Annotated in this window: 10 protein-coding genes and 2 pseudogenes; 10 read left to right on the plus strand and 2 right to left on the minus strand. The window is 43.7% G+C overall.

Translation table 11 applies throughout. The features are described from left to right. The first annotated feature begins 3 nt into the window (after positions 1-3). The 5 genes from nosD (at position 4) to AAA952_RS21310 (ending at position 7,054) form a co-directional block, all read left to right on the plus strand. Complete coding sequence (gene nosD / locus AAA952_RS21290) at positions 4-1,293, plus strand: nitrous oxide reductase family maturation protein NosD (RefSeq protein WP_105250346.1); 1,290 nt, start codon at positions 4-6, stop codon at positions 1,291-1,293. After that, a complete protein-coding gene (locus tag AAA952_RS21295; protein ID WP_338259451.1) occupies positions 1,290-2,330 on the plus strand; it encodes an ABC transporter ATP-binding protein in 1,041 nt (346 codons plus the stop codon). The genes nosD and AAA952_RS21295 overlap by 4 nt, the downstream gene beginning before the upstream one ends. Then, complete coding sequence (locus AAA952_RS21300) at positions 2,327-3,199, plus strand: ABC transporter permease (protein ID WP_263171854.1); 873 nt, start codon at positions 2,327-2,329, stop codon at positions 3,197-3,199. Before AAA952_RS21295 ends, AAA952_RS21300 begins: the two co-directional genes overlap by 4 nt. A 221-nt stretch (positions 3,200-3,420) precedes the next feature. After that, entirely contained in the window at positions 3,421-4,704 is a 1,284-nt protein-coding gene (locus AAA952_RS21305) for a winged helix-turn-helix domain-containing protein (protein ID WP_338259455.1), read from the plus strand. A 235-nt stretch (positions 4,705-4,939) separates the two neighbouring features. Continuing rightward, positions 4,940-7,054 carry a M13 family metallopeptidase gene (locus AAA952_RS21310; RefSeq protein WP_338259456.1) on the plus strand — a complete coding sequence of 705 codons (2,115 nt, stop codon included), beginning with the start codon at positions 4,940-4,942 and terminating at the stop codon, positions 7,052-7,054. Between the two features lie 52 nt (positions 7,055-7,106). On the opposite strand, the gene AAA952_RS21315 is transcribed toward AAA952_RS21310, so the two are convergent. Continuing rightward, complete coding sequence (locus AAA952_RS21315; protein ID WP_338259458.1) at positions 7,107-9,500, minus strand: fatty acid cis/trans isomerase; 2,394 nt, start codon at positions 9,498-9,500, stop codon at positions 7,107-7,109. A 255-nt stretch (positions 9,501-9,755) separates the two neighbouring features. Between AAA952_RS21315 and AAA952_RS21320 the strand changes: the two genes are divergently transcribed. Together AAA952_RS21320 and AAA952_RS21325 are read left to right on the plus strand one after the other, a co-directional pair. Then, positions 9,756-10,385 carry a flavin reductase family protein gene (locus tag AAA952_RS21320; protein WP_011845657.1) on the plus strand — a complete coding sequence of 210 codons (630 nt, stop codon included), beginning with the start codon at positions 9,756-9,758 and terminating at the stop codon, positions 10,383-10,385. Positions 10,386-10,888: 503 nt separating this feature from the next. Next, positions 10,889-11,098, plus strand: a pseudogene (locus AAA952_RS21325) (flavin reductase family protein); the annotation flags it as partial. A 5-nt stretch (positions 11,099-11,103) separates the two neighbouring features. On the opposite strand, the pseudogene AAA952_RS21330 reads toward AAA952_RS21325, so the two are convergent. Continuing rightward, positions 11,104-11,223, minus strand: a pseudogene (locus AAA952_RS21330) (transposase); the annotation flags it as partial. A gap of 233 nt (positions 11,224-11,456) precedes the next feature. Between AAA952_RS21330 and AAA952_RS21335 the strand changes: the two are divergent. The 3 genes from AAA952_RS21335 to AAA952_RS21345 all read left to right on the plus strand — a co-directional run bounded on the left by AAA952_RS21335 (position 11,457) and on the right by AAA952_RS21345 (position 13,999). Next, positions 11,457-11,972, plus strand: a complete 516-nt coding sequence (locus AAA952_RS21335; RefSeq protein WP_338259461.1) for a hypothetical protein — start codon at positions 11,457-11,459, stop codon at positions 11,970-11,972. 87 nt (positions 11,973-12,059) lie between these two features. After that, positions 12,060-13,139: a Kiwa anti-phage protein KwaB-like domain-containing protein gene (locus AAA952_RS21340; RefSeq protein WP_338259463.1), complete on the plus strand. Its 1,080-nt coding sequence runs from the start codon at positions 12,060-12,062 to the stop codon at positions 13,137-13,139. A gap of 137 nt (positions 13,140-13,276) precedes the next feature. After that, positions 13,277-13,999 carry a hypothetical protein gene (locus AAA952_RS21345; protein WP_338259465.1) on the plus strand — a complete coding sequence of 241 codons (723 nt, stop codon included), beginning with the start codon at positions 13,277-13,279 and terminating at the stop codon, positions 13,997-13,999. The last annotated feature ends 347 nt before the right edge of the window (positions 14,000-14,346 follow it).

The following is a 14,346-nucleotide window of genomic DNA, read 5'->3' on the forward strand; positions in this document are numbered from 1 at the left end:
ATGATGAAGCTGCGTCTCGTCCTTATCTGGCTGCTGTGCTTTGCCTCTTTCGGTACTTGGGCAGCACTTATTCGGGTAACAGATACAGATTCACTCACTCTTGCCCTTAACAAAGCTCAAGAAGGTGACACCCTAGTGCTGGCCACTGGGGTGTATGAAGGCTCCTTTAAGGTGACGCAATCCATTTCGCTAAAGGGGGAAGTAGGCGCGACATTAGATGCACTGCGCCAAGGCAGTGCATTGGTCATTGAGGCGCCTCAGGTGAGTATTGAGGGGCTCAATATCCGCCACTGGGGACGGGATCTGTATTACCGTGATGCCGCCATTTTACTCAAAAAAGGGGCGGATAATGCGTTGATTAAGGGAAACCGCTTGGTGGGTGAGGGTTTTGGTATTTATGGCGAACAGCTAAATTCGCCCACCATCTCGGACAACAGTATTAGTGGCAACGGCGCCATTCATGTGCTTGATCGGGGTGATGGCATTTATCTTAAGCATGTTAATTCGCCACAAATTGACCGGAATCAGCTCATTTTTGTCCGTGATGGTGTGTATTTAGAGTCCGTTACCCACAGCCGCATTTATGAAAATCAATTCACTAAGCTGCAATATGGTATTCACTACATGTATACCCAAGCCGACGAAGCGTGGCAAAACCAAGCGATTGCCGTCGATGGCGGTTATGCCCTAATGAATTCAACCAATATTTACTTGCACCACAACCGTGTGACTCAGGCGCGGGACTTTGGCATTTTGCTCAACATTACTGAGGCATCCTATGTGCAAGCCAATGTTGCGAGTCAAATCCATAACCCTAAGGGCACTGTGGAGCTTGGCAATGAGGGGAAAGGTATTTTTATTTACGCCGCTCAACATAACCGTATTCAAGATAACGAGTTTAGCCACAGCGATACCGGGATCAGTATGGCCATGGGCGGAGAGGAAAATCGCCTTTGGCATAATCGTATTATGGCCAATCAAACCCAAGTTAAATATGTCGGAGAAACTCAACTTGAATGGAGTTATCAGGGGCAGGGGAATTACTGGTCGGAATATCAAGGTTGGGATCTGAATGGCGATGGATTCGGGGATATTGTCCATAGGCCGAATGACAGTTTAGATAAACTGTTTTGGCTTTATCCTGAAGCCAAACTGTTGATGGAAAGCCCCGTTGTGTTGTTACTGTGCTGGGTGGAACGCCAATTTAAGCCCCAAGTGACGAGCGGTATAAGTGATAGTTTTCCCCTAATGCAAAGTGGCGCGCACGTACTGATTGATGGAGGTTCGCGATGAATCATCAAACTATGACCTGCTCAGCGAATAAGCCTGTAACGAGTGCAGATGTGGTTGTTAAAGCGACAAATATCAGTAAATGCTATGGCAAGTTTAAGGCACTGGATGATGTGAGTTTTGAGGTGCTAGCGGGTCAAGTGATCGCACTCCTTGGGCATAATGGTGCGGGTAAATCTACGTTACTCAAGCTTATTTTGGGATTACTTACCCCCACAAGTGGCTTGCTCCAAGTTCAAGGTTATAGTGTCGGAAGTATGAATGCCAGACAGAGTTTGTCCTTAGGCTATTTACCTGAAAATGTGAGTTTTTATGACAATATGACCGCCAATGAGCTGCTGCGATATTTCGCTAAGCTTAAGGGCGTTGCCTTGCCTAAAGTGCATGAATTACTTGCTGAATTTGGTTTAGAGGCCGCTAAAGATAAGCGTTTGAGTACTTTTTCTAAGGGGATGCGGCAACGTTTTGGGCTCGCACAGGCGATATTGGCTGAGCCTAAGGTACTGTTACTCGATGAACCGACAGTTGGCTTAGATCCCTTGGCATCGGCTTTCCTGTATCAAAAAATCGCTCAGCTCAGGGCGCAGGGCTGCGCCATTATTATCAGTACCCATGAGTTGGGATTAGTACAAGATCAGATGGATCGCGCTTTGATCTTAGGTCGAGGGCGAATGTTGGCTTCGGGAACTTTAACCGCCCTTAGATCTGCAACTCGGTTGCCAAACCAGTTCTTTTTGCATTCCTTGTCTCACACTCAAAGGCTAGAGGTGCTCGCAGATCCTATTTTAGCCAGCTGTGTTGAGATGAGTTCGCCGCAGGGATTAAAACTGACTGTACCACAGGAGCAAAAGTCAGCCGTGTTAAATCACTTATTACAAAAAGTGCCCGCGGGGGATTTTTCTATTGAACCTCCTAGTTTGCAGAGTGTGTTTCATCATTACATGGAAAGTCTTTGCCCCCTTCAGTCGCCAACAATGCCCACAAAGACTATTAACATAACAGATATAAATCAGGCGATTAATTTGGAATCAGTCCTATGAACCGTTCCGAGGTTTCGCACCATCGTTTAAGTGCCCTGAGCATAGTGAGCACCATAGCCGCCAAAGAGTTTAAGGATAATTTACGTAATCGTTGGTTATGGATGATGGCGGGAATCTTGTTGCTGCTATCTCTGTGTGTGAGTTTTATGGGCAGCGCTGTGTCCGGCAACTTAGTGGTATTTGAGCCTGCCCAGATCCTCTCTGGGTTAGTCACTTTATCGGTATTTATGCTCCCTTTAGGTGCGATTTTATTGAGTTATGACAGCTTTGTTGGTGAAAAAGAATCCGGCACTCTGTTGTTACTGCTGACCTATCCATTAGCACGTTGGCATCTGGTGTGCGGCAAGTTTTTAGGCCATGCCTGCGTGATGACCATTGCCTGCATTTTGGGCTTTGGTTTAACAGGATTAATACTGATATCTCTGGGCGATACTCAGGCCCAGTTATCCATAGCGATCGGGTTTATCCATTTGATTATGAGTAGTATTTTACTGTCATTAGTGTTCGTGCTCTTGGGTTATTGGGTTAGCTTGTGTGTGCGAGAAAAAGCCAAGGCACTGGGGATATTACTCATTTTATGGTTTGTGCTTGTGCTGGTTTATGATCTTATTTTACTCAGTGCTGTGGTTGGAATGAGTGAGATGTTTAATCGTACAGTATTCAATCTACTGATTTTGTTGAACCCTACTGATCTGTTCCGTGCTTTAAATTTACTCGCGACTCCCTCGGATACACTCGCGGCCAAAAGTAGTCTCACTCTGCTTGCTCAAACTGGTCTGGGCTTACCCTTAATGTATGGTTTGCTGGGTGTCTGGATTGGTGCATTACTTTTGTGTTGTTCTTGGATCTTTAAATACCAAGAAATCTAGTTTAGCGACCTCTGTATTAGTCTAACTTTGTACTTATTAAACAATGACTAAACTGAGTATAGAGTCACACTCTTATATGTTGTTAAAAGGTAAAATTAACCATCTTGACTTGGTGATTGCATATCATCGTTTTATTGGAAAGAAACAATGTCACATGATGATTGCATGTTGTTAGTGTAATCAAACTTTATCAGTATTGGCTGATCTTTCAGGCGTTTAACATGCATAAAATCACATCTTATTTAATGTTAGATGAACAGGCTAAGGAATTAGTCGATCATGTGAATGGGACAACCATCAGCCTGGCTTTTTCCGAAACGGCCTTATTAGTGCTGCTGTTATCATCCACGAATGCCATTTTTACTAAGGAAGAATTGCTGCAGGTCGGCTGGCCTGAAAGGGTGGTTGCTCCTACCTCTTTAACGCAATGCATCAGTACCTTACGTAAAAAGCTCGAACCCTATACCGAAGTGCAGCTTAAAACCGTGGCACGCCGCGGGTATCAATTGCATATCTCTGAACAATCCCATGTAAAGATGCTGGCGATCAATGATGCGAATGCAATTCGTGATGCCTTAGTGGGGGTGTCGGTTTGGACTAAAGTTGCTGGTATTGCCCTTTTGTGCGCTATCTTGGCAATCGTTTGGTATGTGAGCGACCACCATGCGGTGGTTAAACAGGTGGCTAAGTGGCATGCCGATAAATATATCAGCCTCAATATTGGTGGCACGCTGGGGACGGCGCGAACCTTCTATATTGGTGATGAAGATCGTTTACATCCTTCATGGTGGCAAAAACATTTAGCGCCAGAGGGAAATCACATCAATAACCTTAATTACTTCAGTGCATTTACCTCAACGGATGGCAAAAATTATTCGATGGCGATTTGCCCTGAGCTGGACGCCGATGCCTGCAGTGGTCATGGCATCATCAATATCACGGCGATAGATGCAAAACCCGCAGGATTAAATATGGCGGAGTTCATTCCGCTGAGCCAAATAATGGAGCAGCGCATTCGCTATAACCGTATTGTCCTCCCTGCGGATGATAAAGGAATGGGCGAGTTACTTGAGCATAATTACCATGCGGATATTTATTTTCCCGTCGCGGGCGAACTCTTAGTTCGTAACGATCTCAGTATGTCTCTGGTCTATGAAGGGCAAAATAAGGGCAAGTTTTATTCGACCTCCTGTATTACAGATCAAGATTGTTTAACGACGCCGATTAAATACACTATCCGCGGTGAGTTTGAGCAGTACCAGACCACAATTGATGACCTTAAAGTCGATGTTTTTCACGTTAAAGTGTTACAAAAAGAACTGACAAAACCGGATGAAGTCAGCCATTCTGCTATGCAGTTCTACCGTGAAATTCGTAAGCATGATATCCGTGATGAAGATTTATTTTATTATCGTGTTTATCAAAATGAGCACACGGCAGTATGGATCATTCCTCAGATGGGACAAGTGCTTGCGTGGACTCAGTACACTCAGATCAAATTATAAAGTAGTCGTTAGCCAAACTTGATTAAGCCGACATAGCGTCGGCTTTTTTGTGCCTGCAGTTGAGCGCGGTCGTGATGATGCTAAGCTGCGAGTTTGAGCGTCTGGCTCAAATTGTTTGCATTAACTTTCTATCATAAAAATTGGCTTTGTTTTACTTCTTCATTCAGTGCCAGTTACACTGCCAAACTTAGCAATCACACTATAAATACAATAATAAAAGAGAGAGGAGTCATTCATGTCGGACCGTCTTATTCCCGTGCTATTACTGTCAACTTCAGTACTGGCTGGGCTCACTGCTTGCAGTGATAACACCACAGAAAACACCGTAAAAACCAGCGAAAACGCGCCAAAAAGTCAAGACGTTGCGGCTCAAATGCCGATTGGCATTAATGTCGCGGCTATGACGCCAACGGTAAAACCAGGGGATGATTTTTATACCTACGCCAATGGCGAATGGATGAAAACGACGATGATCCCAGCCGATCGCTCCAGCACTGGCGCTTTCCTCGTTGCCTTTGAAGCAACCGAAAAGCATAAAACCAGTTTGATTGCCGATCTGGTGAAAGCGCAACATGCGGCGGGAAGCGACGAAGCGCGTATCGCCGATTTCTACAAGGCTTACACAGATACTGCAGCTATTGATGCCGCAGGAATGAAGCCTGCCGAGGCGGATATTGCCCGTTATGAGGCCATTGCGAGCAAGCAGGATTTATCTGCGGCGTTAGGCGGAAATCTGCGCGCGGATGTCGATCCTCTCAACGCGACTGATTTTTATACCGAAAACCTATTTGGGATCTTCGTAACCCAAGGTTTAGCAACGCCGGGCGAAGTCTTACCTTACTTTTTACAGGGTGGTTTAGGCTTACCTGAGCGCGAATATTACCTGTCTGCCGATCCTAAAATGGTCGACATTCGCACCGCTTACCGCGCTTACATTGAAACCTTGCTTAAAGATGCGGGTGTGAGCGATGCTACTGTCCGTGCCGATCGTATTTTTGCCCTTGAAAACAAGATTGCTGCAGCCCACGCCAGCCGTGAAGCAAGCGAAGATTTTACTCAGTCTTCGGGTGTATGGAGCCGTGCTGACTTTGATGCCAAAGCACCGGGCATCGATTGGACTGCCTTTCTAGCGGCGGCGCAACTGGGCAATCAGCCTAAATTTGCGGCCTACCATGCAACGGCGATTACGGGACTTTCTGCGCTTGTGGCCTCTGAGCCTTTAGAAGCATGGAAAGATTGGCTCGTGTTCCACCATATCAACAGCCATGCTGATGTGTTGCCATCGGCTATCGACAACGCTTCGTTTGCTTTTAATGGCACTAAGCTTTCTGGCACGCCAGAGCAGCGCAGTCGCGATAAACGTGCCTTAGCGGCACTCGACCAATATTTAGGTGATGCCGTAGGCCATGCCTATGCCGAGCAATATTTCCCCGCTTCGGCCAAAGCAGAAGTCAGCACTATGGTGGATAACATAGTGGCCGCCTTCGGTCAGCGAGTGGAAAAACTCGATTGGATGGACCCTTCAACCAAGAAAGAAGCCCTAGCAAAAGTGGCCACTATGGCGGTGGGCGTGGGTTATCCCGATAAATGGCGCAATTACGACAGCTATGCAGTGACTGCGACCAATGCCTACGCCAATGCCATCAATGGCGAAAAAGTGGAGTACAGCCACCAGTTAGCCAAGATTGGCAAACCAATGGATAAAGGCGAGTGGTGGATGACCCCGCAAGTGGTGAATGCGGTGAACTTGCCAGTGCAGAATGCGCTTAACTTCCCTGCGGGTATTTTGCAACCGCCATTCTTCGATGCTAAGGCCGATGCCGCTTACAACTATGGCGCGATTGGCGCTGTGATTGGCCATGAAATCAGCCATAGTTTTGATAACAATGGTGCGGCCTTTGACTCGACTGGTGCTATGCGTAACTGGTGGACGCCCGCTGACTTTGCTCAATTTGATAAGCAAGGCGATGCGTTAGCGCAGCAGTTTGATGCTTATGTGCCTTTCCCTGATTTACACGTGAATGGCAAGTTGACCTTAGGTGAAAACATTGCCGACGTAGCAGGTTTAGCCGCCGCTTATGATGCTTACCACGCCTCGCTTAAAGGCAAAGATGCCCCAGTGATTGGAGGCTTTACGGGTGATCAACGCTTCTTTATCGGCTTTGCGCAAACCTGGGCCACTAAGATGCGTGACGAAGCCCTGCGTGCTCGGGTGGCAACCGATGGACATGCCCCCGGCATGTACCGCGCGCTGACCGTGCGTAACTTAGATGCTTGGTATACTGCATTCGATGTTAAGCCTGGCGACAAGCTGTATTTAGCCCCTGAAGATCGCGTTAAGATCTGGTAAGTTTACTGGGTTGATTTGAAAGGAAGGGGAACGCTAGCGTTCCCCTTTTTTATTAACGATTTTGCAGTCTGTTGTAATCCAGCCACCCACTTTCTATCGGGTGATTGTCGAAAAAGATCTGATTGAGTTCGTCACTAAAGGCCCAAAACTTCGGATCGGTACGGCGTACACCCACCATATCTAACAGTGCCTCATAGTCTTTTTCAGTTTGCATTTTCTCTACTGTCGCCACGACGTTAGGCAAGTCCTGTTCTTTCACTTGCCAAAATGCCTCAGGATAACTGCCCAATAAGCCATGCACTAAAGTGACGTCATCTTTAGCGGGTTCGCGGTTACTCGCCTCATTAAATAGGCTCGAAATATTCCGATGGGCGCTATTGCGAACTAAGGTAAATATCTCAGCTTTACCCGCTTTTTCAGGTTCCACCATGATCATGGTTAGTTCAGGTAACAGGGTCGCTTGTGTGCCTTTTAATCGATCTAATGTGTGTAAAAGTGCTTTGCTATGTATTTGCAAGCTACTGTTTTCTATGTAATATCGATTGGGTTGAACCTTAGCAACCTTCTGTCCGAGTTTTTGATACAGCTCGCCCTTTAGATCGTCGCTAAAGTAGAGTACGCCCGTGGGCTGATGAAAGGTGTTGATATCCCCTGCGATAAAGGCCGTGAGCTGAGTACCAGCCCCTTGATACCAATCACTCAACTGCTTGCGCCTTTCCTCCTGCGGCAACAGGGTCAGGAAATTCGATTCCCCCTCCATACGTAAAAAATCCATGTATAAGCGAGTTAATAGCTGATGGCCGTAGTTACCATAAACATCGAAACCCGCGACCAATAAATAGTGGATACGCTCCAGTAAGGCATAATCGATAATCCAAGCCGTTTTGGGCGGTTCGCCGACTAAGCCTTTGACCACAGTGGCATTGTCGAAGTGGCGCAGCACTGTCAGGCTGGCATTATCATTGGTGTCATCGCCATCCCAGAGTCCGTCGATAGTGAGGTGCTGGCCGTTTTTGAATTTCTCGTTCAAGAACTGATTACGCGCCCGCATATATTTGCCTTGCTTGGCGGCATATTTCACCCAAGTTACTGCGAGTGCAGTGCTTTCTTCCTCTGCAGGCATACGTAGATTTTCAAGTTGGGAATGGTAAAAGGCGCTAAAGTCAGTGTCGTCCATATAATCTGGAGTCACAAAGTACACCCAGAATCTATCGTTAATGACATTGAGCGCCACCTGACCACGGCACACTGGGCCTTTGATAAAGCCCATAATGGTATCTTGGGCGCGGGTCAGCATAAATCGATAGCGCGCACTGGCAGGAATTTGAATAAAAGCTTCAAAGGGATTGGCCGCAATGCTCGGCTTGTAGCTCGGCAGTTGAGTGACTGAGTAATCCGCATCGATAAACCATTGTTGCCAGTTATCCAGCAAGCCGGTATTCAAAGCGTAGGGGATGTGGGTTTTATCGACTATGGTTGCCCGATAAGGCCGAAAGCGGTAATAGACTCGCTCCACCTTAGGATCGTCGAAGGGACGACGGGAGGCGATAATATCCAGTGCTTGTCCCGGCGGGGTCCTCGAACGGACTAACTCGAAAAACAGAGGCTGGGCGTTTGGCTGATTTAAAGATTCAAAATATAAGTGGAAGGCAAACAAATGCTCATAGATGTAACGTGCACTTAATTGGCTTTTTAAACTGTCGCCGTTTAAAAACTCCTCCCAGTGGGTTATTTCTGCAATAAATTCAGGTGTAAGTGCCTGTGCAAACGGCAGTGGCGCACCTTGCTCGAGCCAGTGCATCAACACTTGATGTTCATTAGCATTCAGTGCTGGCAAGCCATAAGGCATACCTGCAAGGGGCTGGCTTTGCTCGTATTTGTCCATTTCCTCTAGGCTGGCGCATTGCTGAACTCTGTCTAGGCTGAAATCAAAACGCTTATCTAAAATCTTGTCTTCGGGCAGAGGATGCATTTGCTTAAGCGTGAGCATTCTGGCTAATACTGAGGCTTGGGTATTAGCTTCTGGGGTTTGATCGCGCTCGTTTAGCATGGGGTAAAACCCGCGTTGACGCCAAGCTTCAGGGGTAAAGGCATCGACAAGTAAGCGATTAGGTGTGGCAGCGACTAAGCGTGTGCCTTGGTAAACCTTTTCCTTACTCGCCCCACGCTCTATACCTTCGCTCGAGGTCATTTTTAACTGGCAGGGGGCATCGTAACAGGCATGACATACCACGCAGCGGCTATTGAGAATAGGCTCAACTTGTGTGTGCACAAACTCGGCTTGTTGAATAAATTGGTCGTTCAGCTGTGCATTTTCGACGCGTTTTTGCGGTGAGCTAGTGCCAAATAGGCTATTGAAATCGATTTGCGCTACGCTGGCACAACCTGTCGCTAATAGCACTGCGACCAACAACAACCTCTTCCATCCCCCTTTTATCGCGTCCATTCACCGCTCCTTCATTTGCCACATGCTATTTAGCAGAGTTAGGCTTTTTAGCCCACTGATAAGTATCACTTTAGCAGAAGAGCGTGTTGGATTTGAAATTTGCAGCCAGATGTTGTTCAAGGAGCTGACTTAAGTTGCCCTACAGACTTTTGGTCGCTGCTCGAAACTTGGGTAAGATAGCGGCTATAAAAGCGTACCTGTGATGGCTGTATTAATTGCACCAGTATTGTTGTGGCAATAACAAAAGGATGAAGTATGACTGCTGATAACCGCTATTTTTACGAACCGAGCAAAGGCCATGGCCTTGCACACGATCCTTTAAATGCGATTGTGGGGCCTCGACCGATCGGCTGGATTTCATCGCGGAATGCCGAGGGGCAACGTAATCTCGCACCTTACAGCTTTTTCAATTGTTTCAACTACAAACCGCCCATCATCGGCTTTGCCAGCACAGGCTGGAAAGACAGTGTCGCCAATATTGTCGAGACAGGGGAGTTTGTGTGGAACCTCACCACCCGCGGCTTAGCCGAGCAGATGAATCAAACCTCCGCCATGCTGCCACGCGGTCAAGATGAGTTTAGCTTTGCCGGACTCACGGCTAAAGCAGGCACCATTGTTAAGGCAGACTTAGTGGCTGAAAGCCCAGTAAACTTCGAATGCAAATTGTCCCAATGCATCCAGTTAACCGCCGCCAATGGCGACAAGATCGATACTTGGTTAGTGTTAGGTGAAGTGGTGGCCGTGCATATTGCTAAGCATTTACTCAATGCCGAGGGGATTTATCAAACCGCACTTGCCGAGCCCGTATTACGTGCCGGCGGCCCATCGGCTTATTATGGGATCTCCGAAGATCTGCGTTTCGATCTACATAGACCACAAGTGTAAGCGGCTGCTCAGGCGCCGCAGGGCTTTGGGTGTTCAAACTTCGTTTGAGTTTTGGGCATTAGTTTAACTTTTAACTTTTTAAATCAAAATCTAAGTCAAAGTCGTGGGGCTTCACCCCACACCCGACCAAGAGGGGATCAACAGCAATTCCCTCTTGGATCTCCCTTGCCGCCCCTAGCGAAGTTACATGCATTGATTAGTGGCTTCGTGCTTATTCGAAAATAGCTAACGCTTCCGATGGCTACGCTTTACATCCCTGTAAAGCCCTCCAGTTCGGCAGTCCCTGCCTCTCACTCATAAGCGCGAAAATCACCGATTTTCATTCGCCCCTTTCCCCCGAAAGCTACGCAGACGTCCTGTCTGCGTAACGCCCGATCCTTTTAATAAAGAGTCTTCAACGCTCTTCAGCAACTTAGCAGGGGGAAGGTGAACTTCTGTGGTCTCGGTGTCGGCTGTTAATCTCAAAAGAGTTATGCCTGTCCCATCTTTCAGTCCATCTTTCTGAGTTTAGCTTTGCCGGACTCACTGCCAAAGCGGGCACCATTGTTAAGGCTGATTTAGTGGCTGAAAGCCCAGTGAATTTTGAATGTAAGTTGTCCCAATGTATTCAGTTAACCGCCGCCAATGGCGACAAAATCGATACTTGGTTGGTGTTAGGTGAAGTGGTGGCCGTGCATATTGCTAAGCATTTACTCAATGCCGAGGGGATTTATCATTGATAGTTTTTACCTGAGTAACGATCATCGCCACACAAAAAAGCACGTCGAACGACACGACTGCAACAGTGATAAAAAGGGGTGTCTTCAAGACTAATCTGAGTTCTGCGAGGGCGCGGCATACAAACCTCCTTGTTTAATGCTTAACCAAAGCATAGTCGGAGGTTAACTACCTCGCCATTAACGATGGATGTCCATTTAGTCAGGCTTCGATTCACAAAAATCTTACCTGTATTGGCTACGGCGAGCTGAGGGAGAGTTGCTTTTTTGAGTAATAAATTTCTAATAATATCAAATAGTTTATTTTCTTTTTAAAATCATTGAATGCTGTATAATGAGGAAATGGATATTTATAATGGGGAAGATTATGAATGCAACAAAACTTAACATTGGAGCTAAGTTTTCATTGTTTGTTGTTTCATTCTTACCTCTATTTTTATTGCTTATATTTTTGCAATTTTATAGAGGGAATATAAATATTTTACATCCGAATCTATGCGGAGCATTTTTATTACCGCAAATATTTTCATTAGTTTTATTACTGTTGAGTTTGGTTGGTGTTTTAGGGTTGATATTAACTATTAGGAATATGAAAAGACGGGTTTTCAAAGATGGCTTTACAGGTAAGATTCTAGAAATTGAAAATAAAAATAGTGATGTGATTTTGTATTTGTTTACATATCTTGCTTTGCTTTCATTTTCTGATATGTCTAAAACTGATAATGTAGTTATTTTGGCTACATTTTTGATTATTGCTTATCGTATTTATGTTAATTCAAATATGTTAATTGTTAATCCGATATTGGGTTTTTTTAAATATAGTATTTACCAAGTTTCTTATGAAAAGAATGGAGTGAAAAAAAAGGGATGATCATAACTTCTTCTATTGATGTAAATATAAATATTTGCTTGAATATGTTAGATTTAGATAATAATTTATTTTATGTTGAGGTAGCAAATGGATAGTGGGATCGCAACGTTAGACGTATTAAAGCCTGAAGAGCTACTTGAGTACACTGAATTGCTAAATGACAAGGATAAAACACTCAAATTGTCATTGTTCTTTGTTATGCGCGAACTCAAAGCAGGAGTGAAATCCAATGATCCTGTGATGGATAAATATAACTTCAACCTAGTAAAAGCCTCTTTGACCGACGAATTGATTGAACATTTTAGGGGCTTGCTTGCTACCCAGATTGAGAAGCATTCTGCAAAGGATGAAGTTGAAATTAGTGAGTATCGGGTTATTGATGATGACTATGGAGATAAAATATACTCTTATGCTTTAAATAATGCGCTATCATTTTCAGACGTTGTAACCAATAAAATTGAAGATGATACTAAGTATTCAGTAGTGAAAAGTCTTACTGATTTAAAAAGCAGCTCTGGTTCGACTACAGGACCAAAATTGTGGGCTTATTGTCTACGTGTGGAAAATATCAATAATAGTGAAGTATTTTATTCATTCAGAAAGATAGCTGATGGAAAATTAATTACAAGCGATCAAAATATTGGAGATAGGATCTCGGCGCTTTTTGATATTAATCATAAGGAGTTGAAGGCTTTTGATGGGAACCTGATTAACTTTGACGATAAAATTGATTGTGTCTGCATAAAAAATCGATTCTATGTTTTTCATAAAAAAGCATTTGAAAGTATCCTTGGGATGGACGAAGAGTTCCTAGAAATATCTAAAAAGACATTAAAGACAATTCAGTCATCTAATGTAATTGATGAACATGGTATGGGTGTTCTTGATAATCTTATTACCCATAAGCCATCAATTAGAAAACAGTTGATTAGTATCACTGAAAAAAATAATCATCTTGATATTCATATCGAAGAAGTTAACCGTGTTCGCACTGAACAGATGAAAAAAGACCCTTTTGAAATCGAAAATGGAAAAATTAAATTTTCTGCTGAAAATGCAGAGGCTGACGCAAGAGACTTTTTAAAAATTATGAATGACTATTATAAAAAAGGTCTAACATCTGGGAAAATTTATAAAACAGATGCCGGCAGTTTGGTCGACAAGTAATAAGTTTTTATTATCCAAAAAAGCGCTGAGTATGGCGCTTTAGAGTTGTATTCGGGATAAAGCTTATCTTTAAAGTTAAATTTATATTCTGTTTTTAATTATATGTGTTGTTTTATGTGGTGATTTTAGAGGATTGAATGAACCGGTTTAATGTTGTTCTGTTGCTTTGGGTTGTTCTGATGCTGCCTACTATTTTTAATGGTGGTTGGTTTTGGACTTCAGTGGCTATATTTTATACAGGATTGATCCCGTTATTATTTTTGGTATTTTGGTTTTCATATTCAACAGTAGGACAGTTTGTTCGAAAAAAGCTTAAATTATGGCACTGGGCTGTTATATTTTCAGGAATACTGGCCCTTTATACATTTTTTTCGCGCCAGTGGGCATCAGTTTTTATAAATAAAATTTTTCATGTAGATAGTAGTGAATTAAGTATAACAAGTGATTTTGTTGCTTTATTTTTCACCCCGTTTTTAATTGTTTATCAGGAATTTGTCATTAGTTTTCTTTGGTTCTTATCTACAGTGATACTCATTTTTTCTAGCTTGTATTTTGTTTGTGTTTATGTTTTTTGGTGGCATAAATTTAAACGTAATTATATAGTTGTGTTTTTTTATTTATTATGTTTTTCTATATTCATCGGGGTTATGTCAGTATTTCCTTATAGAGTGGATGTTATAACGAAAAAAATTGCATTGTGGGCTGACTTTAATACTTATCATCTTTGCTCAGATGGTTGGGCTAATAAGGCAGAAAGTGTTTTATTTTTAAAAAGTGGTCGTGTTCTTGTATATTCTCCTAGTTTTGAACATGGACGTCAATTTCATGTTGAATCGTGTGATTATAAAAAAGTATTTTAATTAATAATTTTATTTTTTTGTGTGGATGCTGACTGTTTTTATTTGATAGTCATTATTTATATTAATGGATTTTTACATCTATTCTTAAATTTCTTTGACTGAGACAATTCTGAGAGCGACTTACTTTTTTTGGGGGGCTTTAAACTAAAGTATAGCAAGGATTGCTAATATGATTATGTCACATTAGAAACTAGTGCTTTTTTGATAGATAATAAAATTCAAAATATCTAACATTTATCGAGACACCCATTGTTAAATTTTGTAATGCTGATCGCTATTGGTATTAACAGCCAAAGCCGAAGTGACAGAATACACCTCCCCCTCGGAGTTGCCGCAGTGCGAGTAGG

The organism is Shewanella sp. M-Br, assembly GCF_036245925.1.
GTDB classification, from domain to species: domain Bacteria; phylum Pseudomonadota; class Gammaproteobacteria; order Enterobacterales; family Shewanellaceae; genus Shewanella; species Shewanella oncorhynchi.